Below are 21,511 nucleotides of genomic sequence, written 5' to 3'. Positions count from 1 at the left end.
GCAGGGAACTCCGCGAAACCGCCGGAGGCCCCCGCAGGGAAACGTGAGACGGCCCGGCGCCGTCGTAAGACGAGCAGGTGGATACGTGACGAATCTGATGCCCTCCGCCGCCGGCGAGCCCTCCATCGGCGGTGGCCTCGGCGACCATGTCTACAACCGACTGCTCAACGAGCGGATCATCTTCCTCGGCCAGCCGGTCGACGACGACATCGCGAACAAGATCACCGCGCAGCTGTTGCTCCTTGCCGCAGACCCGGACAAGGACATCTACATGTACATCAACAGCCCGGGCGGCTCGATCACGGCCGGCATGGCGATCTACGACACCATGCAGTACATCAAGAACGACGTGGTGACCATCGCGATGGGCCTCGCGGCCTCCATGGGCCAGTTCCTGCTCAGCGCGGGCACCCCCGGCAAGCGCTTCGCGCTGCCGAACGCCGAGATCCTGATCCACCAGCCCTCCGCCGGCCTGGCCGGCTCGGCCTCCGACATCAAGATCCACGCGGAGCGGCTGCTGCACACCAAGAAGCGCATGGCCGAGCTCACGGCCTTCCACACCGGCCAGTCGGTCGAGCAGATCACCCGCGATTCGGACCGCGACCGCTGGTTCGACGCCGACGAGGCCAAGGAGTACGGCCTCATCGACGACGTCATCCCCACGGCCGCCGGTATGCCGGGCGGCGGCGGTACCGGGGCCTGAGCCCCACCGCGGGGCCCTGCGGCCCCGCACAGCCCCCAGCCGACCGCCTCAGCTCCTAGGAGACAGACAGTGAACGACTTCCCCGGCAGCGGCCTGTACGACCGCTCACGCGCCGAGTACACGGGCCCCACGGCGGAGTCCCGTTACGTCATCCCGCGCTTCGTCGAGCGCACCTCGCAGGGCATCCGTGAGTACGACCCGTACGCGAAGCTCTTCGAGGAGCGCGTGATCTTCCTGGGCGTCCAGATCGACGACGCCTCGGCCAACGACGTCATGGCGCAGCTGCTGTGCCTGGAGTCGATGGACCCCGACCGGGACATCTCGGTCTACATCAACAGCCCCGGCGGCTCGTTCACCGCGCTGACCGCGATCTACGACACGATGCAGTTCGTGAAGCCGGACATCCAGACGGTCTGCATGGGCCAGGCGGCCTCCGCCGCCGCCATCCTGCTGGCCGCCGGTACGCCCGGCAAGCGCATGGCGCTGCCGAACGCCCGCGTGCTGATCCACCAGCCGTACAGCGAGACGGGCCGCGGCCAGGTCTCCGACCTGGAGATCGCCGCGAACGAGATCCTGCGGATGCGCTCGCAGCTGGAGGAGATGCTCGCCAAGCACTCCACCACGCCGATCGAGAAGATCCGCGAGGACATCGAGCGCGACAAGATCCTCACGGCCGAGGAGGCGCTCTCGTACGGCCTGATCGATCAGATCATCTCCACCCGGAAGATGAACAACGCGGCCGTCCGCTAGTCGGAGGCTGTATCGTCTGCCGCCCCTTGGCACGGTAAGTGCGCTTTGACACGCTGCACGTCAAAGTGAACCGGGCCAAGGGGGGCCCGAACGGGGGGCCCGGCAAGGTACCGTCGGATTAAGGCAGCACCAGGAGCCGCTGGATTCAGGCGTCTCCCAGGCGAAGGGGAAGCACACCGTGGCACGCATCGGTGACGGCGGCGATCTGCTCAAGTGCTCGTTCTGCGGCAAGAGCCAGAAGCAGGTCAAGAAGCTCATCGCAGGGCCTGGTGTGTACATCTGCGACGAGTGCATCGACCTCTGCAACGAGATCATCGAGGAAGAGCTCGCCGAGACGAGCGAGGTGCGCTGGGAGGAACTTCCCAAGCCGCGCGAGATCTACGAGTTCCTCGAGGGCTACGTCGTCGGCCAGGAGCCGGCGAAGAAGGCCCTCTCGGTGGCGGTCTACAACCACTACAAGCGCGTCCAGGCCGGCGAGAACGGCGGCGCCAACGGTCGGGACGACGCGATCGAGCTGGCGAAGTCCAACATCCTGCTGCTCGGCCCCACGGGTTCGGGCAAGACCCTCCTGGCCCAGACCCTGGCCCGCATGCTGAACGTGCCGTTCGCCATCGCCGACGCCACGGCGCTGACGGAGGCCGGCTATGTCGGTGAGGACGTCGAGAACATCCTGCTCAAGCTGATCCAGGCGGCCGACTACGACGTCAAGAAGGCCGAGACCGGGATCATCTACATCGACGAGATCGACAAGGTCGCCCGGAAGAGCGAAAACCCGTCGATCACGCGCGATGTGAGCGGCGAGGGCGTGCAGCAGGCCCTGCTCAAGATCCTCGAGGGCACGACGGCCTCGGTGCCGCCGCAGGGCGGCCGCAAGCACCCCCACCAGGAGTTCATCCAGATCGACACGACGAACGTCCTGTTCATCGTGGGCGGCGCCTTCGCGGGCCTGGAGAAGATCATCGAGTCCCGGGCGGGCGCGAAGGGCATCGGCTTCGGAGCGACGATCCGCTCCAAGCGTGAGCTGGAGGCGAAGGACCAGTTCGAGGACGTCATGCCCGAGGACCTGGTCAAGTTCGGCATGATCCCCGAGTTCATCGGCCGCCTCCCGGTCATCACCTCGGTCCACAACCTGGACCGCGAGGCCCTGCTCCAGATCCTGGTCGAGCCGCGGAACGCCCTGGTGAAGCAGTACCAGCGCCTGTTCGAACTCGACGGCGTGGAACTCGACTTCGAGCGCGAGGCCCTGGAGGCCATCGCCGACCAGGCCATCCTCCGCCAGACGGGCGCCCGCGGACTGCGCGCCATCATGGAGGAAGTCCTCATGTCGGTGATGTACGAGGTGCCTTCGCGCAAGGACGTGGCGAGGGTCGTCGTCACGGCGGACGTCGTCCACTCGAACGTCAACCCGACGCTGATCCCACGGGACGCGCGGGGCCGCGGGCCGGGCGAGCAGAAGACGGCGTAGCCGCCGTACCGCACACGGCGAAGGGGCCCCGGTCGACCGACCGGGGCCCCTTCGTGGTCGTGACGTCGGGTGTCAGGCGGGGACGCGCACGTCGTTGCGGAGCTTGGCGGTCAGGGCTGCCGCGTCGTCCAGCGAGGTGCTCTTGCCCGAGGTCATGGAAGCCAGGTCGTACGAGACCACGTAGGCGAGGGTGCTGTGGTCACCCCAGATGCAGATCGGCATCTTCACGGTCTGCCCGGAGGTCGTGGTGTCGACCTCCTGGCACTTCATGATGCCGTTGTCGAAGCCGGCGGGCTTGAACTCCTGGGGGCTGCCCACGAGTTTGCCGCCGGACGAGCTCTTCTCGGCCTCCGTCTTGCTCTGGGCGAACATGGCGTCGACGGTCTTCTCCGGGTCGTCGATGGTGCCGTACACGCCCGTGAACATCAGGTTCTTCGCGGTGAGACCCGATCCCGAGGTGTAGAGCGCGCTGACGTCCTTGGCGTTCTGCACGCCCCACGACTCGGCGTCCTTGACGTCCTTGTCGCTCATCTGGCCGGCCGAGGAGTCGCTGCCCTTCTTGTACTCCCCGGAGAGGACTGTCGCCGGCGCCGTCAGCTTGTGCGCACCGTCGTCCGAGACGCTGCTGCTGCCCCCGCCCGCATTGCCGAGCACCAGGTACGCCCCGACCCCGATGGCCGCCACGACCGCCACCGCGCCGATGATCAGGCCCGCCTTCTTGCCGCCGCCACCGCTGGGCACCGGCGGCTGCGGGACGGTGTAGGGCTGCTGGCCGTACGGGTCCTGGCCGTAGGGGGGCTGCTGGGGGTAGCCGTAGCCGGGCTGGGGCTGCGGTGGGGGAGCCTGCTGCGGGTAGCCGTAACCGGGCTGGGGCTGAGTCGGAGGGGCCTGCTGGGGGTAGCCGTAGCCGGGCTGGGCCGGAGGGGCCTGCGGCGGCTGCTGGCCGTAGGGGCCCGGCTGGCCGTACGGTCCGGGCTGCTGGGGCTGCCCGCCGTACGGGCCCGGCTGGTTGTAGCTCATTACTGGGTTCCCCTCCAGAATGTTTATGTGGTGCCGACATCCTGGCGCAGACACGGACAGCGCACCGCATCGGGGCCCCCACCGTTACAGAGCAAACACGTTTCGGGACACCGCTGCGACACCCCTAAACTGACCCCGTGACCGAGAACGCTCAGCAGCAGCCACCCGCGCCCGACACCGAACTGCCGACCCAGTACGCGCCGGCCGATGTAGAGGGGCCGCTGTACGAGCGCTGGGTAGAGCGCGGTTACTTCGAGGCCGACGCGAAGAGCGACAAACCGTCGTACACCATCGTCATCCCGCCGCCCAACGTCACCGGCTCGCTCCACCTCGGGCACGCCTTCGAGCACACCCTCATCGACGCGCTGACGCGCCGTAAGCGCATGCAGGGCTTCGAGACGCTCTGGCAGCCCGGCATGGACCACGCCGGCATCGCCACCCAGAACGTCGTCGAGCGTGAGCTGGGCAAGGAGGGCAAGTCCCGCCACGACCTCGGCCGTGAGGCCTTCGTCGACCGCGTCTGGCAGTGGAAGGCCGAGTCCGGTGGCCAGATCAGCGGGCAGATGCGGCGCCTCGGTGACGGTGTCGCCTGGTCGCGCGAGCGGTTCACCATGGACGAGGGGCTCTCCCAGGCCGTCCAGACCATCTTCAAGCGCCTCTACGACGACGAGCTGATCTACCGCGCCGAGCGCATCATCAACTGGTGCCCCCGCTGTCTGACCGCGATCTCCGACATCGAGGTCGAGTACCAGGACGACGACGGCGAGCTGGTCTCCCTCAAGTACGGCGAGGGGGAGGAGACGGTCGTCGTCGCCACCACCCGCGCCGAGACCATGCTCGGTGACACGGCCGTCGCGGTGCATCCGGAGGACGAGCGGTACAAGCACCTCGTCGGCAAGCAGATCAAGCTCCCGCTGACCGACCGCACCATCCCGGTCGTCGCGGACGAGCACGTCGACCCCGAGTTCGGCACCGGCGCCGTCAAGGTCACCCCGGCCCACGACCCGAACGACTTCGAGATCGGCCAGCGCCACGACCTCCCGGCGATCACGGTCATGGACGAGCACGCCGTGATCACCGTCCATGGCCCCTTCCAGGGCCTGGACCGCTTCGAGTCCCGCTCGGCGATCGTCGCCGCGCTGCGCGCCGAGGGCCGGATCGTCGCCGAGAAGCGGCCCTACGTCCACTCCGTCGGCCACTGCTCGCGCTGCAAGACCACCATCGAGCCGCGGCTGTCCATGCAGTGGTGGGTCAAGGTCGGTCCGCTCGCGAAGGCCGCCGGTGACGCGGTCCGCGAGGGCAAGGTCAAGATCCACCCGCAGGAGATGGAGAAGCGGTACTTCGACTGGGTCGACAACCTCCACGACTGGTGCATCTCGCGTCAGTTGTGGTGGGGTCACCGCATTCCGGTCTGGTACGGCCCGCAGGGCGAGGTCGTCTGCGTCGGACCGGACGAGCAGCCGCCGAGCGGCGAAGGCTGGCGCCAGGACACCGACGTCCTCGACACCTGGTTCTCCTCCGGCCTGTGGCCGTTCTCCACGCTCGGCTGGCCCGAACAGACCGAGTCGCTCGCGAAGTTCTACCCGAACTCCGTCCTGGTCACCGGCTACGACATCCTCTTCTTCTGGGTCGCCCGGATGATGATGTTCGGCCTGTACGCGATGGACGGCACCCCGCCGTTCCACACCATCGCCCTGCACGGCATGGTCCGCGACCAGTTCGGCAAGAAGATGTCGAAGTCCTTCGGGAACGCCGTCAATCCCCTGGACTGGATGGACAAGTACGGCAGCGACGCCCTCCGGTTCACCCTCGCCCGCGGCGCCAACCCGGGCGTCGACGTCCCGATCGGCGAGGACTGGGTCCAGGGCTCCCGCAACTTCGCCAACAAGATCTGGAACGCCACCCGCTTCGCGCTGATGAACGGCGCCACGGTCGAGGGCCCGCTGCCGGACGCCTCGAAGATGTCCGCGACCGACCGCTGGATCCTCTCCCGCCTCAACTCCGTGGTCGCCGAAGTGGACGCGCTCTACGAGGACTTCCAGTTCGCGAAGCTCTCGGACGCGCTGTTCCACTTCGCGTGGGACGAGGTCTTCGACTGGTACGTCGAGCTGTCCAAGACCACGTTCCAGGCGGGCGGCGAGCCGGCCGAGGTCAGCAAGCGGGTCCTCGGTGAAGTCCTCGACGTCACGCTCAAGCTCCTGCACCCGGTCGTCCCCTTCGTCACGGAGACGCTCTGGACCACCCTCACGGGCGGCGAGTCGGTCGTCATCGCCGAGTGGCCGAGCGACAGCGGCTTCCGCGACAAGGCGGCGGAGCAGGAGATCGAGACCCTGCAGTCCGTCATCACCGAGGTCCGCCGCTTCCGCGCCGACCAGGGGTTGCAGCCGGGGCAGCGGGTTCCGGCCCGGCTGACCCTGGACGGCACGGCGCTGGCTCCGCACGAGGCGGCCATCCGCCAGCTGCTGCGCCTGCAGCCGGAGGGTGAGTCCTTCACGGCCACGGCGACCCTGCCGGTCGGCGGCGCCGAGGTCGCCCTCGACCTGTCCGGCACGATCGACGTCGCGGCGGAGCGCAAGCGCCTCGCGAAGGACCTCGCGGGGGCCGAGAAGGAGAAGGCCCAGGCCACGGCGAAGCTGGGCAACGAGGCGTTCCTGGCGAAGGCTCCGGACAACGTGGTGGACAAGATCCGCGGGCGGCTGGCGAAGGCGGAGCAGGACATCGCTCGCATTCAGGCCCAGCTGGACCGGCTGCCGGAGGCGTAGCTTCTCTTACGTCGGCGAAGGCCCCGGAGCTTTCGGCTCCGGGGCCTTCGGCTGCTGTTGGGGTGGGGTCGCTCGCCCGCACTTGCGGGGTGCCGCCCGCGCCCACCCGTGCCGCCCAGCGGCACGACTGCCCGCGGGCCGTGGTGCTGCGGGTGCTGCCCCAGGCGGCACGATTTCCCGCGGGCTGCGTACGTAGACTGACCCCGTGAGTGAAAGCGACCCCTTCGACGACATCGTCGCCGCAGAGACCGACCGCGACCCCGACCTCGCGATCATCGAGGCCGGCAGCCGCACCCTGCGCACGCAGGGCGGCCCGCCGCAGGCCGATGTGCCCGCGCGGCCGGAAGACCCCGAGGTCGACAAGGCCCTGCGCGAGGTCGAGGCGGAGCTCGCCACCCGCTGGGGCGAGACCAAGCTCGAGCCCTCGGTCAGCCGTATCGCCGCGCTGATGGACGTCCTGGGCGAGCCGCAGCGCTCGTACCCCTCGATCCACATCACCGGTACCAACGGCAAGACCTCCACCGCCCGCATGATCGAGGCCCTCCTCGGCGCCTTCGAACTGCGCACCGGCCGCTATACCTCCCCGCACGTCCAGTCGATCACCGAGCGCATCAGCCTGGACGGCGCCCCCATCTCCGCCGAGCGCTTCGTCGAGACGTACGAGGACATCAAGCCGTACATCGAGATGGTCGACGCACAGCAGGAGTACCGGCTGTCCTTCTTCGAGGTGCTGACGGGCATGGCGTACGCGGCCTTCGCGGACGCGCCCGTCGATGTCGCCGTGGTGGAAGTGGGGATGGGCGGCTCCTGGGACGCGACCAACGTCATCGACGGGGACGTCGCCGTCGTCACCCCCATCGACCTCGACCACACCGACCGCCTCGGTGAGACGCCCGGCGCGATCGCCACCGAGAAGGCCGGCATCGTCAAGCAGGACGCGACGGTCATCCTGGCCCAACAGCCGGTGGACGCGGCCCAGGTGCTGCTGAAGAAGGCCGTCGAGGTCGACGCCACCGTGGCCCGCGAGGGCCTGGAGTTCGGGGTCGTGTCACGGCAGGTCGCGGTCGGCGGACAGCTGCTCACCCTGCGCGGCCTCGGCGGCGAGTACGACGAGGTGTACCTCCCGCTCCACGGCCCGTACCAGGCGCACAACGCGGCCGTCGCGCTCGCCGCCGTCGAGGCGTTCTTCGGGGTCGGTTCGCAGCGGCCCGAGCCGCTCGACATCGACACCGTCCGCAAGGCCTTCGCGGCCGTCTCCTCGCCGGGGCGGCTCGAGGTCGTACGGCGCTCGCCCACGGTGGTCCTGGACGCCGCCCACAATCCGGCCGGTGCCCGCGCGACCGCCGAGGCGATCGGGGAGGCCTTCGACTTCAGCCGGCTGATCGGTGTGGTCGGCGCGAGCGGCGACAAGAACGTACGAGGAGTGCTGGAGGCCTTCGAGCCGATCTTCGCCGAGGTCGTCGTCACGCAGAACTCCAGTCACCGCGCGATGGACGCCGACGAGCTCGCCGCGATCGCCGTGGAGGTGTTCGGCGACGAGCGCGTCCAGGTCGAACCGCGACTGCCGGACGCCCTGGAGGCCGCGATCACGCTGGCCGAGGAGGAGGGCGAGTTCGCGGGCGGCGGCGTGCTCGTGACCGGCTCCGTCATCACCGTCGGCGAAGCCCGGCTGCTGCTGGGAAGGGGCTGACCACGCGTGCGTACGCTCTGTGCATCGACCCTGATCGGCGAGTTCTTCGTGATCGGCTTCGCCGGACTCGTCGCCATGAAAAACCCCGGCCTCGCCACGTCGACGGTGTGGACGGTCAGCGGCATCGCGATGTTCCTGTGCGTGGCGCTGTGCGGTGTCGTGACGCGTCCGGGCGGCATCGCCCTCGGCTGGGTCCTGCAGGCCGCCCTCGTCGCCTCCGGCTTCGTCGTCCCGACGATGTTCTTCCTGGGCGTGGTCTTCGCCGCCCTGTGGTGGGCCTCGGTGCACTACGGAAGAAAGATCGACGAGGCGAAGGCGAGGTTCGCCGCCGCAGAGACCGGCTCGGCGGGTTCCTCCACACCTGACGCTGTGTGACAGGGGCCCGGACACGCCCTGTAATCTTCGAACACCCCCGCACCATCCTTGATCTTCCATAGGAGCCCGCAGTGACCCAGCGCACCCTCGTCCTGCTCAAGCCCGACGCGGTCCGTCGTGGCCTGACCGGCGAGATCATCAGCCGTATCGAGCGCAAGGCCGGCTGGCAGATCACCGCGCTGGAGCTGCGCACCCTGGACCAGGAGACCCTGGAGCAGCACTACGGCGAGCACAAGGGCAAGCCCTTCTACGAGCCGCTGGTGGAGTTCATGGCCTCCGGTCCGGTCGTCGCGCTGATCGTCGAGGGAGAGCGGGTCATCGAGGGGCTGCGCGCACTGGCCGGCCCGACCGACCCGATCGCCGCCGCGCCCGGCTCCATCCGCGGCGACTACGGCGTGATCGTCCGCGAGAACCTGATCCACGCCTCCGACTCCGAGGAGTCCGCCGAGCGCGAGGTGAAGATCTTTTTCCCCGGCCGCGGTTGAGCGACAAACCTATGAATTTTTGAGTGACCGTCAGGTCGCTCGCCCGTCTGACCTGGGGCGGCCGAGGGTTTCCGGCCGTCCTCTGGCATATGCGTGCCGATCGGGGGAACGAGTGCCCCCGATGGGCCGTCTCCACAAGCGAGGCGACGCTTCATCTGCTGACAATGGCGAAGACCCTCGCGCAGTGTTTGTGCAGGCGCGTCTACGATGGAAGCCTTCACGTCACAGCACCCACTTCGCCGACCTGAAAAGCCCTCAAAAGCTCCCAGGAAGGCCAGACGAATCCTGATGGGGAACTCAATGTCGTTCATCGGCCGTGACATGGCTGTCGACCTCGGGACCGCCAACACGCTGGTGTACGTCAGGGGTCGCGGGATCGTACTCAACGAACCGTCCGTCGTCGCGATCAACACCAACACCGGTGGCATCCTCGCGGTCGGCGCCGAGGCGAAGAAGATGATCGGTCGGACCCCTGGCAACATCGTTGCCGTACGACCGCTGAAGGACGGCGTCATCGCCGACTTCGAGATCACCGAGCGGATGCTCCGCTACTTCATCCTGAAGATCCACAAGCGGCGGTATCTCGCACGGCCGCGTGTCGTCGTCTGTGTGCCCTCCGGCATCACGGGTGTCGAGCGCCGCGCCGTGATCGAGGCGTCCTCGCAGGCCGGTGCTCGTCAGGTGCACATCATCGAGGAGCCCATGGCGGCGGCCATCGGCTCCGGCCTGCCGGTCCACGAGGCCACGGGCAACATGGTGGTGGACATCGGCGGCGGCACCACGGAGGTCGCAGTCATCTCGCTCGGCGGCATCGTCACCGCCCAGTCCATCCGCGTCGCGGGCGACGAACTGGACAACGCGATCATCCAGCACATCAAGAAGGAGTACTCGCTCCTTCTCGGTGAGCGGACGGCCGAGCAGATCAAGATCACGATCGGTTCGGCGTACGACCTCGACGACGACCAGCACACCGAGATCCGCGGCCGGGACCTCGTCTCCGGACTGCCCAAGACCGTCGTCATCTCCGCCGCCGAGGTGCGCAAGGCGATCGAGGAGCCGGTCAACGCCATCGTGGATGCCGTCAAGACGACCCTCGACAAGTGCCCGCCGGAGCTGTCCGGCGACATCATGGACCGCGGAATCGTTCTGACGGGCGGCGGAGCGCTGCTGCGCGGCCTCGACGAGCGGCTGCGCCGGGAGACCGGGATGCCGATCCACATCGCCGAGGACCCGCTGGACAGCGTCGCGCTCGGCTCGGGCAAGTGCGTCGAGGAGTTCGAGGCGCTCCAGCAGGTGCTGGACGCCCAGCCGCGCAGATGACGGCAACGCTTCGATTCCGCCGTACGGGACGATCTCCTCTCGTGCGGCGGATCGTTGATATAGAGGCAGTTGATATAGAGGCATAAGCTCGCCCGTAAGCCTCTGCCGCTGGAACTGCCCAGCTGAACTGAACACCTGAACCTCTGCACATTCCTATGAGGAAGGCACGGCCGCCGCACGTGAGGGACACACGAGAGAGCCGGCTGCTCCTGGTGCTGCTGATCGCCATCGCGTTCGCTCTGATCACGGTGGACATCCGCGGCGGGGAGGACTCACCGGTCGACGGTGCCCGCCAGGTCGCGGCCACCGTGTTCGGTCCGATCGAGGACGGCGTGGCGTCGGCGGTCGACCCGGTCGGCAACGCCGTCTCAGCGGTCCGTGACTCGGGCACCCGGCACGACCGGCTCGCCCGTCTGGAGACGGAGAACGCGGCCCTCAAGGCGAAACTCGGCAGCGACGACCGCAACCGCAGCCGCCTGGCGCAGCTCGACAAGATGCTGAAGGTCTCCGCCGAGGGCCAGTACGGCATCAAGGGCGCCCAGGTCATCGCCATAGGAGCGGCCCAGGGCTTCTCCTGGACGATCACCATCGACGTCGGCGCCAACGACGGCATCAAGCGGGACATGACCGTGCTGAACGGCGACGGCCTGGTCGGACGGGTCACCAACGTCGGCCCCGACGCCTCCACCGTCCTGCTCGCCAACGACCCGGACTTCACCGTCGGCACCCGCATGGAGGGCAGCGACGAGCTCGGCTTCGCCACCGGACAGGGCGACCGTCCGCTGCGGGTGGAACTGCTCAACTCCAAGGCGGACGTGAAGAAGGGCGACCGCCTGGTCACCTTCGGCTCCGAGGCCGACAAGCCCTTCGTGCCGGGCGTCCCGGTCGGTGTGGTCTCCCGCGTCGACCCGTCCGGCGGCAACCTGACCCGCACCCTCTACGTCACGCCGTACGTCAGCTTCTCCAAGCTGGACATCGTCGGCGTCGTCGTGGAGACCCCGAAGAAGGACCCGCGCGACACGGTGCTCCCCGACAAGCCCCAGCCGACGCCCACGCCGACGGTCACCGTCACGGTCACCCCGTCCGCGGATGCGTCTGCGAACGCGACCGCATCGCCCGGCCAGACCCCGTAGCAGTAGGAGCTGAATCCCCATGCGCGTCAACCGGATCCTGCTCTCCTCGGCCCTGGTCGTCGTAGCCCTGGTGGTCCAGGTGAGCGTCCTCGCCCGGCTCCATCTGCCGGGCGCCGTCCCCGACTTGCTGCTGCTCACCGTGCTGGGCCTGGCCCTGGTCTACGGCCATGTCGGCGGCGCCCTCGTCGGCTTCGGCGCGGGCCTGCTCGCCGACCTGGCCCCGCCCGCCGACCACGCCGCCGGCCGCTACGCCCTGGTGCTGTGCGTCATCGGCTACCTCGCCGGGCTGGCCAGACCGGAGAACGGGCGGCTGAAGTCGGCCACCGGGCCCATGCTCGTCGTGGTCGCCGCCGCCATCGGCTCGACCCTGCTGTACGCCGGTGTCGGCGCCCTCGTCGGCGACACCGCCGCCCGCCATGTCGGCCTCGTCAGCCTGATGTTCTCGGCGGCCCTGTACGACCTGCTGCTCGCCCCCTTCGTGGTGCCCGGGATCATGGCCCTGGCCCGGCGCGCGGACAACGACCCGCTCGCCGAGGCCGGCTCCACCTCGAAGAAGGCCGCCGACATCACCTCCGGCTGGATCTCCAACGGCACGGGCCTCAAGCTCGGCGGCCAGCGCGGCGGCCTCGGCGCCCTGAAGACCAGGGCCCGCACCCGCACCGCCCGCGTGGGCCGCATCAAGGGGGTCAAGCGGCTGTGAGCAGGCGGGAGTTGGCGGCGGGCGCCATTCACAGCTCTGTCGTATATGACACGTACACACACTGAGAGGGGGAGGCAGCCGCAGTGACCAACATTCCCGAGACCGGACGGACCCCAAGGGTCCAGATCCGGCTCGTCGTCATCCAGATCCTGGTCCTCTCCCTGCTCGGCACCCTCGGCGGTCGGCTGTGGTACCTGCAGATCCGCGAGGGCAGCCAGTACGCCAAGGAGGCGTCCGGCAACCACGTCCAGCAGGTCGTCGACCCCGCCGTACGCGGCTCGATCCTGGACGCCCGCGGTGTGGCGCTCGCCGACAACGAGACCCGGCTCGTGGTCTCCGCCTCCCGCACCGACCTGCTGAAGATGAAGGACGACGGCAAGGCGGTCCTCACCAAGCTGGCCGGCGTCCTGGGCATGAAGCCCAAGGAGGTCATGCAGCGGGTGAGGCTGTGCGACGCCAAGACGCCCCAGCCCTGCTGGAACGGCTCGCCCTTCCAGCCGATCCCCATCACCGACGAGGCCACGCCCCGCCAGGCCATGCAGATCCGCGAGCGCTCCGAGGACTTCCCCGGCATCACCGCCGAGCCCGAGGCACTGCGCCGCTACCCCGGCCCCGGCAAGTCCAACACCGCTCAGGTCCTCGGCTATCTCTCGCCCGTCACCGACGAGGAGATCCAGAAGGCCAAGGACACCGACTCGCCGTATCTCCGCTCCGACCAGGTCGGCCGCTCCGGCCTGGAGCGCCAGTACGACAAGGAACTGCGCGGCAAGGCCGGTGTCACCCGCTACGAGGTCGACAACCTCGGCCGCGTCATCGGCAAGGCCAAGGCCGATCCCGCCCAGGCCGGTTCGACCCTCGTCACCAGCATCGACGCCCGCGTCCAGCGGGTCGCCGAGTACGAGCTGGACAACGCGATGAAGATCGCCCGCGGTCAGTACGACAAGGTCACGGGCGAGAAGTACAAGGCCGACTCGGGTGCCGTCATCGTGATGGAGGCCAAGACCGGCCGTATCGTCGCCATGGCGTCCGCGCCGACGTACGACCCGAACGTCTGGGTCGGCGGCATCTCCGCCAAGGACTACAAGCAGCTCACCGGCAAGGACTCCGACTACCCGCTGCTCAATCGGGCCATACAGGGTCAGTCCGCGCCGGGTTCCACCTTCAAGGTGGTCTCCACGGCCGCCGCAGTCCAGGCCGGCTACGCCTGGGACGGCGGCTACCCCTGCACCAGCTCGTACTCGGTGGGCGGCCAGGTCTTCAAGAACTTCGAGGGCGAGAGCTTCGGCCCCATCTCGCTGGGCCGGGCCCTGGAGGTCTCCTGCGACACCGTCTTCTACGGCCTCGCCGACCGCGAGTGGAAGAAGGACGGCGGGATCAACCCGAAGAAGGGCCAGCCCAAGGACTACTTCTACAAGACCGCCCACCAGTTCGGCCTCGGCAAGCAGACCGGCATCGACCTCCCGAACGAGGTCACCGGCCGGGTCCCCGACCGCAAGTGGAAGGAGGACTACTGGAAGGCCAACAAGGACGCCTGGTGCAAGAGCGGCAAGAAGGGCGGCACCTACGTCCAGAGGATCGAGTACGAGGGTTGCCTCGAGGGCTACAAGATGCGCGAGGGCGACTCGATCAACTACTCCATCGGTCAGGGTGACACCCTGCTCACCCCGATCCAGGAGGCCATGATCTACGGGGCCCTGGCCAACGGCGGCACCGAGCACGTCCCGACCATCGGCAAGGCGATCATCAGCGCCGACGGCAGGACGGTCAAGGAGATCAAGCCCCGCGTGCTGCGCAGGCTCCCGATCAGCGAGGCCACGCACAAGGGCATCGACAAGGCCCTCGCGGGCGTCATCACCGCCGGTACCGCCGCCTGGAAGTTCAAGGGCTGGCCGCAGGACAAGATCACACTGCACGCCAAGACCGGTACCGCGGAGGTCTACGGCAAGCAGACCACCTCATGGCTCGCCACGTACTCCAAGGACTACTCGGTCGTCATGACCATCGCCCAGGCCGGTACGGGTTCCGGCGCCTCCGGTGAGGCCGTCCGCAGCATCTACAGCGCCCTGTACGGCGTCCAGCCCGACGGCTCGATCGACAACAAGAAGGCACTGCTGCCCAGCCCGCAGAAGGGCCTGCCGAAGGTCAAGACGGACGGCACGATCGCCTCGCCGAAGGTCCCCAAGGACCCGGCCAAGGAACTCCACGCCAACGACAACGCCAGCCCCTCCCCGGGGGCCAGTCAGCCCGCGGCGACCACGCCCTCGCCCACGTCCACCAACCGGACCACCCGCAGGCGGCCGCGCAGGCGGGGAAGCCGGAGGATGCTCACATGACCGGTGCAGGCAGCTTCTCCGTCCCCGGATACGGCCCGCGGCGCGCGGGCTGGACCCGGATCTTCGCCCGTGACTCGGTGACCCGGCGGCTGGACTGGCCGATGCTGCTGGCGGCCCTCGCGCTCTCGGCCATCGGCTCGGTGCTCGTCTTCTCGGCGACCCGCAACCGCACCGAGATCAACCAGGGCGACCAGTACTACTTCCTGATCCGGCACATCATGAACACCGGCATCGGGTTCGCCCTGATGGCCGGCACGGTCTGGCTCGGCCACCGCACCCTGCGCACCGCCGTCCCGATCCTGTACGGCGCCTCGGTGTTCCTGATCCTGCTGGTGCTCACCCCGCTCGGCGCCACCATCAACGGCAGCCGCAACTGGATCGTCTTCGGCGGCGGCTTCTCCCTGCAGCCCGCCGAGTTCGTGAAGATCACGATCATCCTCGGGATGGCGATGCTGCTGGCGGCACGGGTCGACGCGGGCGACAAGACGTACCCCGACCACCGCACGGTCCTGCAGGCGCTGGGCCTGGCCACCGTACCGATCCTGATCGTGCTGCTCATGCCCGACCTCGGCACGGTCCTGGTGCTGGTGACGATCATCCTGGGCGTGCTGCTCGCCTCCGGTGCCTCCAACCGCTGGGTCTTCGGCCTGATCACGGCCGGCGTCATCGGCTGCATCGCCATCTGGCAGCTGCACATCCTGGACGAGTACCAGATCAACCGCTTCGCGGCCTTCGCCAACCCCAGCCTCGACCCGGCGGGCGTCGGCTACAACACCAACCAGGCGCGCATCGCGATCGGTTCGGGCGGTCTGACCGGTGCGGGCCTCTTCCACGGCTCGCAGACCACCGGCCAGTTCGTGCCCGAGCAGCAGACCGACTTCGTCTTCACGGTCGCGGGGGAGGAGCTGGGCTTCGTCGGCGCGGGACTGATCATCTTCCTCCTCGGCGTGGTGCTGTGGCGCGCCTGCCGGATCGCCCGTGACTCGACGGAGCTGTACGGCACGATCGTCGCCGCCGGGATCGTCGCCTGGTTCGCCTTCCAGACCTTCGAGAACATCGGCATGACCCTCGGCATCATGCCGGTCACGGGCCTGCCGCTGCCGTTCGTGTCGTACGGCGGCTCGTCGATGTTCGCGGTGTGGATGGCGGTGGGGCTGCTGCAGTCGATCAGGGTGCAGCGGCCGATGTCGGCGTAGGCCTCCGGTGGTGGCGGCCCTCTGTCGTAGCAGTTCCGCAGCCACTAGATTCGGTTCATGGCGGACACAAAGCGGGAGATCGAGCGGAAGTACGAGTCCGACGACAGTGGCCTGCCCGACCTGACCGGCGTCGCCGGTGTCGACGCGGTCGTCGACAAGGGCGTCGCGCACCTGGACGCCACCTACTACGACACCTCCGACGAACGCCTCGCCGCGTCCGCGATCACCCTGCGCCGGCGCACCGGCGGCTCCGACGCGGGCTGGCACCTGAAGTTCCCGGTCGCCCCCGGCGTCCGCGACGAGATCCAGGCCCCGCTCTCCGACTCCGTCCCGCGCAGCCTCGCCGGCCTGGTCCGCTCCCGGGTCCGTGACGCCGAGCTGCGGCCCGTGGTCCGGCTGCGCTCCGACCGTGACCTCCGCGACCTGGTCGACGCCGCGGGCCGGGTGCTCGCCGAGGTCAGCGTGGACGCCGTACGCGCCGAACGGCTCACCGGCGACGGCGGGTCGGCGCAGTGGACGGAGCTGGAGGTGGAGCTCGCCGACGGCGGCGACCCCGCCCTCCTCGACAAGGTCGACAAGCGGCTGCGCAAGGCGGGCGTACGACCCTCCGCGTCGGCCTCCAAGCTGGCCCGGGCCCTCGCGGAGACCGCTCCGAAGAAGAAGCGCAGGAAGAAGCAGCAGCAGGCGACACCGCCGGTGACGGCCGGCGACCACGTCCTCGCCTTCGTCCGTGAGCAGCGCGACGCCATCGTCGAACTCGACCCCGCCGTACGGCAGGACGTGTACGACTCCGTGCACCGCATGCGCGTCGCGACCCGCCGGATGCGCAGCGCCTTCCGCTCGTACGGCAAGGTCCTCGACCGCAGCGTCACCGACCCCATCGGCGGGGAGCTGAAGTGGCTGGCCGGCGAGCTCGGCGTCGACCGGGACCGCGAGGTGCTCACCGAGCGCCTCACGGCGGCCCTGGACGAACTGCCCAGGACTCTGCTCTCCGGCCCCGTCCGCACCCGTTTGCGCACCTGGATGAACGCCCGCCGCGGCGGGTCACGCCGCCGCCTGACCGGCGTCCTGGACTCCCAGCGCTACCTGAAACTGCTCGACAGCCTGGATGCGTTGCTCGCGGAGCCGCCACTGCTGGAGGCGGCCGCCGGGAAGCCGGAGAAGGTGATCGCCAAGGCGGTACGGAAGGACTTCGGAAAGCTGTCCGACCTGGTCGAGCAGGCCATCGCCCTGGAACCCGGCCACGACCGCGACCTCGCCCTGCACGAGGCCCGCAAGGAGGCCAAGCGGACGCGGTACGCGGCCGAGGCGGCCGCACCGGCCCTCGGCATCCCGGCAACCGAGCTCTCCCGGTCGATGAAGTCCCTGCAGAACCTGCTCGGCGACCATCAGGACAGCTTCATGACCCGCCAGACCCTGCGCGAGCTGTCCGCCGTGGCCCATGCGGCGGGGGAGAGCTCCTTCACGTACGGAGTGCTCTACGGGCGCGAGGAGGCGCGTGCCACGGCCGTGGAGGTGCAGTTGCCGGGGTTGTGGCAGGAGGTCAAGGACGGGATGCAGGTGTGAGCGGTCGGGGCGGGTGCACGGCCGCGTTAGGCTAGATGGTCACCCCTGTCAGTTCAGGTCGTCCCATCAGCCCATCCCACGAAGGTTCGCGAGATGTCTGCCGAAGTCGCTGCGGCCGCCGAGTCTGTGTTCCCGCAGCTCGAAGCTCTGCTCCCGCATGTGCAGAAGCCGATCCAGTACGTCGGCGGAGAGCTCAACTCCACGGTCAAGCCGTGGGAGTCCTGTGACGTCCGCTGGGCGCTCATGTACCCGGACGCCTACGAGGTTGGGCTGCCCAACCAGGGCGTCATGATCCTCTACGAGGTCCTGAACGAGCAGGAGGGCGTCCTCGCCGAGCGCACCTACAGCGTGTGGCCGGACCTGGAGGCGCTGATGCGGGAGCACGCCGTCCCGCAGTTCACGGTGGACAGCCACCGGCCGGTGAAGGCCTTCGACGTGTTCGGGCTGAGCTTCTCCACGGAGCTGGGCTACACCAACATGCTGGCGGCCCTCGACCTCGCCGGGATCCCCCTGGAGTCCAAGGACCGGACGCTCGACGACCCGATCGTCCTGGCCGGCGGTCACGCGGCCTTCAATCCCGAGCCGATCGCGGACTTCATCGACGCGGCGATCATCGGCGACGGCGAGCAGGCCGTGCTGGACATGACCAAGATCATCCGCGACTGGAAGGCGGAGGGCCGCCCCGGCGGCCGCGAGGAGGTCCTGTTCCGTCTCGCGAAGACGGGCTCGGTCTACATCCCCGCCTTCTACGACGTGGAGTACCTCCCCGACGGCCGTATCGCCCGTGTCGTGCCGAACAAGTCGGGCGTCCCGTGGCGCGTGTCGAAGCACACGGTCATGGACCTCGACGAGTGGCCCTACCCCAAGCAGCCCCTGGTCCCGCTCGCCGAGACGGTCCACGAGCGGATGTCGGTGGAGATCTTCCGCGGCTGCACGCGCGGCTGCCGCTTCTGCCAGGCCGGCATGATCACCCGCCCGGTCCGCGAGCGCTCCATCACGGGCATCGGCGAGATGGTGGAGAAGGGCCTGAAGGCGACGGGCTTCGAGGAGGTCGGTCTGCTCTCCCTGTCCTCCGCGGACCACAGCGAGATCGGCGACATCGCCAAGGGCCTCGCGGACCGCTACGAGGAGGACAAGATCGGTCTGTCGCTCCCGTCGACCCGCGTGGACGCCTTCAACGTCGACCTGGCGAACGAGCTGACGCGCAACGGCCGCCGCTCCGGCCTCACCTTCGCCCCCGAGGGCGGCTCTGAGCGCATGCGCAAGGTCATCAACAAGATGGTCTCGGAAGAGGACCTGATCAGGACGGTCGCCACCGCCTACGGCAACGGCTGGCGCCAGGTGAAGCTGTACTTCATGTGCGGCCTGCCGACGGAGACGGACGAGGACGTCCTGCAGATCGCCGACATGGCGACCAAGGTGATCGCCAAGGGCCGCGAGGTCTCCGGCTCCAACGACATCCGCTGCACGGTCTCCATCGGCGGTTTCGTCCCCAAGCCCCACACCCCCTTCCAGTGGGCCCCGCAGCTCTCGGCGGAGGAGACGGACGCCCGCCTCGAAAAGCTCCGGGACAAGATCCGCGGCGACAAGAAGTACGGCCGCTCGATCGGCTTCCGCTACCACGACGGCAAGCCCGGCATCGTGGAGGGCCTGCTCTCCCGCGGCGACCGCCGTATCGGCCCCGTCATCCGCGCCGTCTACGAGGACGGCGGCCGCTTCGACGGCTGGCGCGAGCACTTCTCCTACGACCGCTGGATGAGCTGCGCCGAGAAGGTGCTGCCGGCCTTCGGCGTGGACGTCGACTGGTACACGACGCGTGAGAAGACGTACGAGGAGGTCCTCCCCTGGGACCACCTGGACTCGGGCCTCGACAAGGACTGGCTCTGGGAGGACTGGCAGGACGCCCTCGACGAGACGGAGGTCGAGGACTGCCGGTGGACGCCGTGCTTCGACTGCGGGGTGTGCCCGCAGATGGACACGCACATCCAGATCGGCCCGACGGGCAAGAAGCTGCTGCCGCTGACGGTGGTGAACAAGTAACCGGCCCGGGCCGGCTCGGCGCGCGCCCCCGACTCGGGGTGCCTACGTTTGAGTCGGCCCGCCGGATCTGCAGGGGGACCCCGCGCTTGCCGGGTGGCGGTTCGGCTCTCCTCGGCACCGGAAGGTGGCTTGTCATGCCCACTGAGTCCGACACCCCCGTACTCGACACGATTGCCGCCATGACCCTCGACTCCGTCGAGCGCTGCCACATGGACCCGCGGTCGATCATCCTCACCCGCATCGCCGCACTCGTGGCCATGGACGCACCGGCGATCTCCTACCTCGCGCACATCGACCCCGCGGTCAAGGCCGAGTTCACGGTCGAACAGTTGCAGGACCTCCTCGTCGCCATCGCGCCCGTGGTGGGGACGGCGCGCGTCATGTCGGCCGCAGGCCACATCACCCAGGCGTTCGGCGTCGCGCTCGCGCTGGCCGACGCCGAAGCGGAGGCCATCGCCCAGGCCGAGGCGCAGAGCCGTAGCACCTCCTGACAACCGCTGACGGCCCAGTCCGTAGGGTGACACTTCGTGAACGTCGTCTCCCTCGTCACCCCTGTACACAGCGGCGCCGTCCGTTTCCTCCCTGACGCCTACGCCTCACTGCTGCACCAGGAACTTCCTGACGGATGGTCCTGGGAGTGGTGCGTGCAGGAGGACGGCAGCGACGTCCGGGCACAGGCGTACCTGCCGGCCGACGATCCGCGGATCCGGATCTCGGCGTCCCGCGCCGGTGGGCCTCATGTGGCGCGGACCATGGCGTTCGCGCGCTCGACCGGTGCGTATGTGAAGACGCTGGACGCCGACGACCAGCTCACCGCCGGCACTCTCGCCCGGGACCTCGCCGTGCTGGAGGAGGACGCCTCGGTCGGCTGGACCACGTCACGGGTCGTCGATCTCCTCGAGGACGGCAGCACCGTCTCGTTCGAATCGAGCGACCCGCGACCGGGCCGGCTCCCCCGCGGAAGCGCGTTCGGCTTCTGGAGCGAGCACCACCGGCCGCAGGTGCACCCCGCCACCCTGTGCGTCAGGCGCTCCCTGCTGGCGCTGCTGGGCGGCTGGATGGCCCTGCCCGCCTCGGGCGACACCGGGCTGCTGCTCGGTCTGGACGCCCTGGCGGACGGATGGTTCATCGGCGAGACCGGACTCGCCTACCGCAAGCACGGCGGCCAGATCACCGCCCACCCCGACCATCGCAGCGGAGCGGAGTGGGCGGCCCGTATGTCCCTGATCCGTGAGCATGCGGAGGCGATCCGGGCGTGGGCCGGCCGCACGGTTCAGCCGGTGCCGGAGCCCGGGCCGTAGAGCGCGGCGATGTCCTTGGACGTCGCCCACCGGCTGTAGGTGGGGGACTGGGGCCAGCCCTCGGGTGAGTCCTGCCATTCCTCCTGGCGGCCGTAGGGGAGGAGGTCGATCAGCGCGAAGCTGTGACTGATCTGCTCGGTGCCGCGGCCGTTGGTGTGCCAGGTGCGGTAGACGGTGTCGCCGTCGCGCAGGAAGACGTTGACCGCGAACCCGCCGCCGGGCGGTGCGCCGACGTCGGACCCGAAGGGGCTGTTGGCGGTCGAGTACCAGGTCATACGGTTGCCGACGCGCCGCTTGTAGGCGAGTGCCTCCTCGATCGGGCCCTGGGTGACGATGACGAACCGCGCGTCGTAGTTGTCCAGGAATTCAAGGCGCGTGTACTGCGAGGTGAAGCCCGTGCAGCCCGGGCACTGCCATTCCTGGCCGGGTGACCACATGTGGTTGTAGACGATCAGTTGCCTCCGGCCGTCGAAGACGTCCGCCAGCCGGACGGGGCCGTTCTCGCCCTCCAGGGTGTAGTCGGGCATCTCGACCATCGGCAGCCGGCGACGCTCGGCGGCGATGGCGTCGAGTTCCCGTGTCGCGGCCTTCTCCCGGGCCCGCAGTGTGGCGAGCCTGCGCTCCCACGTTGCGGCGTCGACGACGGGTGGCAGGGCTTGGTGGGTCATGGTT

At 69.0% G+C, this 21,511-nt stretch carries 18 protein-coding genes; 16 read left to right on the top strand and 2 right to left on the bottom strand.

From position 1 onward, the window contains the following. The first annotated feature begins 97 nt into the window (after positions 1-97). From ACFY1E_RS02890 to clpX, 3 genes are all read left to right on the top strand, one after another. Positions 98-703 carry an ATP-dependent Clp protease proteolytic subunit gene (locus ACFY1E_RS02890; RefSeq protein ID WP_344402975.1) on the top strand — a complete coding sequence of 202 codons (606 nt, stop codon included), beginning with the start codon at positions 98-100 and terminating at the stop codon, positions 701-703. A 69-nt stretch (positions 704-772) separates the two neighbouring features. Continuing rightward, positions 773-1,453, top strand: coding sequence for an ATP-dependent Clp protease proteolytic subunit (locus ACFY1E_RS02885; RefSeq protein WP_099928871.1), 681 nt, complete (start codon positions 773-775; stop codon positions 1,451-1,453). A 178-nt stretch (positions 1,454-1,631) separates the two neighbouring features. Next, positions 1,632-2,918 carry an ATP-dependent Clp protease ATP-binding subunit ClpX gene (gene clpX, locus ACFY1E_RS02880; protein ID WP_351471003.1) on the top strand — a complete coding sequence of 429 codons (1,287 nt, stop codon included), beginning with the start codon at positions 1,632-1,634 and terminating at the stop codon, positions 2,916-2,918. 72 nt (positions 2,919-2,990) lie between these two features. On the opposite strand, the gene ACFY1E_RS02875 is transcribed toward clpX, so the two are convergent. Next, positions 2,991-3,938: a hypothetical protein gene (locus ACFY1E_RS02875; protein WP_389070619.1), complete on the bottom strand. Its 948-nt coding sequence runs from the start codon at positions 3,936-3,938 to the stop codon at positions 2,991-2,993. 137 nt (positions 3,939-4,075) lie between these two features. Between ACFY1E_RS02875 and ACFY1E_RS02870 the strand changes: the two genes are divergently transcribed. The 13 genes from ACFY1E_RS02870 (at position 4,076) to ACFY1E_RS02810 (ending at position 20,839) form a co-directional block, all read left to right on the top strand. Continuing rightward, positions 4,076-6,700, top strand: coding sequence for a valine--tRNA ligase (locus ACFY1E_RS02870; protein WP_389070616.1), 2,625 nt, complete (start codon positions 4,076-4,078; stop codon positions 6,698-6,700). A gap of 205 nt (positions 6,701-6,905) precedes the next feature. After that, positions 6,906-8,390, top strand: coding sequence for a bifunctional folylpolyglutamate synthase/dihydrofolate synthase (locus ACFY1E_RS02865; protein ID WP_389070613.1), 1,485 nt, complete (start codon positions 6,906-6,908; stop codon positions 8,388-8,390). Between the two features lie 6 nt (positions 8,391-8,396). Further along, entirely contained in the window at positions 8,397-8,765 is a 369-nt protein-coding gene (locus ACFY1E_RS02860) for a DUF4233 domain-containing protein (protein ID WP_389070611.1), read from the top strand. Positions 8,766-8,836: 71 nt separating this feature from the next. After that, positions 8,837-9,250 (top strand): nucleoside-diphosphate kinase, encoded by a 414-nt coding sequence (gene ndk / locus ACFY1E_RS02855; protein WP_030934323.1) that lies wholly within the window; start codon positions 8,837-8,839, stop codon positions 9,248-9,250. Between the two features lie 300 nt (positions 9,251-9,550). Next, positions 9,551-10,570 carry a rod shape-determining protein gene (locus ACFY1E_RS02850; protein ID WP_099928866.1) on the top strand — a complete coding sequence of 340 codons (1,020 nt, stop codon included), beginning with the start codon at positions 9,551-9,553 and terminating at the stop codon, positions 10,568-10,570. A 179-nt stretch (positions 10,571-10,749) separates the two neighbouring features. Next, positions 10,750-11,703, top strand: a complete 954-nt coding sequence (mreC, locus tag ACFY1E_RS02845; RefSeq protein WP_389070607.1) for a rod shape-determining protein MreC — start codon at positions 10,750-10,752, stop codon at positions 11,701-11,703. A gap of 19 nt (positions 11,704-11,722) precedes the next feature. Then, complete coding sequence (mreD, locus tag ACFY1E_RS02840; protein ID WP_389070605.1) at positions 11,723-12,403, top strand: rod shape-determining protein MreD; 681 nt, start codon at positions 11,723-11,725, stop codon at positions 12,401-12,403. Between the two features lie 83 nt (positions 12,404-12,486). Further along, positions 12,487-14,736: a penicillin-binding protein 2 gene (gene mrdA, locus ACFY1E_RS02835; RefSeq protein ID WP_389070603.1), complete on the top strand. Its 2,250-nt coding sequence runs from the start codon at positions 12,487-12,489 to the stop codon at positions 14,734-14,736. Beyond that, positions 14,733-15,932 (top strand): rod shape-determining protein RodA, encoded by a 1,200-nt coding sequence (rodA, locus tag ACFY1E_RS02830; protein ID WP_389070600.1) that lies wholly within the window; start codon positions 14,733-14,735, stop codon positions 15,930-15,932. The genes mrdA and rodA overlap by 4 nt, the downstream gene beginning before the upstream one ends. A gap of 57 nt (positions 15,933-15,989) precedes the next feature. After that, the gene (locus ACFY1E_RS02825) at positions 15,990-17,498 is read left to right on the top strand and encodes a CHAD domain-containing protein (protein WP_389070597.1); all 1,509 of its coding nucleotides are present in this window, start codon (positions 15,990-15,992) and stop codon (positions 17,496-17,498) included. Between the two features lie 93 nt (positions 17,499-17,591). Continuing rightward, positions 17,592-19,538, top strand: coding sequence for a TIGR03960 family B12-binding radical SAM protein (locus ACFY1E_RS02820; RefSeq protein ID WP_389070594.1), 1,947 nt, complete (start codon positions 17,592-17,594; stop codon positions 19,536-19,538). Positions 19,539-19,672: 134 nt separating this feature from the next. Beyond that, positions 19,673-20,029, top strand: coding sequence for a carboxymuconolactone decarboxylase (locus ACFY1E_RS02815; protein WP_389070591.1), 357 nt, complete (start codon positions 19,673-19,675; stop codon positions 20,027-20,029). Between the two features lie 36 nt (positions 20,030-20,065). Beyond that, positions 20,066-20,839, top strand: coding sequence for a glycosyltransferase family 2 protein (locus ACFY1E_RS02810; protein WP_389070589.1), 774 nt, complete (start codon positions 20,066-20,068; stop codon positions 20,837-20,839). Here the strand turns inward: ACFY1E_RS02810 and ACFY1E_RS02805 are convergent. Next, the gene (locus ACFY1E_RS02805; RefSeq protein ID WP_389070586.1) at positions 20,812-21,507 is read right to left on the bottom strand and encodes a DUF899 domain-containing protein; all 696 of its coding nucleotides are present in this window, start codon (positions 21,505-21,507) and stop codon (positions 20,812-20,814) included. The two genes, ACFY1E_RS02810 and ACFY1E_RS02805, sit on opposite strands and share 28 nt — an antisense overlap. Positions 21,508-21,511 lie beyond the last annotated feature (4 nt).

Source organism: Streptomyces sp. NPDC001604 (genome assembly GCF_042893475.1).
Classification (GTDB): domain Bacteria; phylum Actinomycetota; class Actinomycetes; order Streptomycetales; family Streptomycetaceae; genus Streptomyces.
This window is presented reverse-complemented; position numbering and strand designations above follow the sequence as displayed.

Excerpts from the sequence above, each read along its gene's own strand:
- ACFY1E_RS02820 (WP_389070594.1), top strand. The coding sequence starts at position 17,592 with ATGTCTGCCGAAGTCGCTGCGGCCGCCGAGTCTGTGTTCCCGCAGCTC.
- rodA (WP_389070600.1), top strand. The coding sequence starts at position 14,733 with ATGACCGGTGCAGGCAGCTTCTCCGTCCCCGGATACGGCCCGCGGCGC.
- mreD (WP_389070605.1), top strand. The coding sequence starts at position 11,723 with ATGCGCGTCAACCGGATCCTGCTCTCCTCGGCCCTGGTCGTCGTAGCC.
- ACFY1E_RS02825 (WP_389070597.1), top strand. The coding sequence starts at position 15,990 with ATGGCGGACACAAAGCGGGAGATCGAGCGGAAGTACGAGTCCGACGAC.
- ACFY1E_RS02815 (WP_389070591.1), top strand. The coding sequence starts at position 19,673 with ATGCCCACTGAGTCCGACACCCCCGTACTCGACACGATTGCCGCCATG.
- ACFY1E_RS02805 (WP_389070586.1), bottom strand. The coding sequence starts at position 21,507 with ATGACCCACCAAGCCCTGCCACCCGTCGTCGACGCCGCAACGTGGGAG.
- ACFY1E_RS02890 (WP_344402975.1), top strand. The coding sequence starts at position 98 with ATGCCCTCCGCCGCCGGCGAGCCCTCCATCGGCGGTGGCCTCGGCGAC.
- ACFY1E_RS02875 (WP_389070619.1), bottom strand. The coding sequence starts at position 3,938 with ATGAGCTACAACCAGCCGGGCCCGTACGGCGGGCAGCCCCAGCAGCCC.
- ACFY1E_RS02850 (WP_099928866.1), top strand. The coding sequence starts at position 9,551 with ATGTCGTTCATCGGCCGTGACATGGCTGTCGACCTCGGGACCGCCAAC.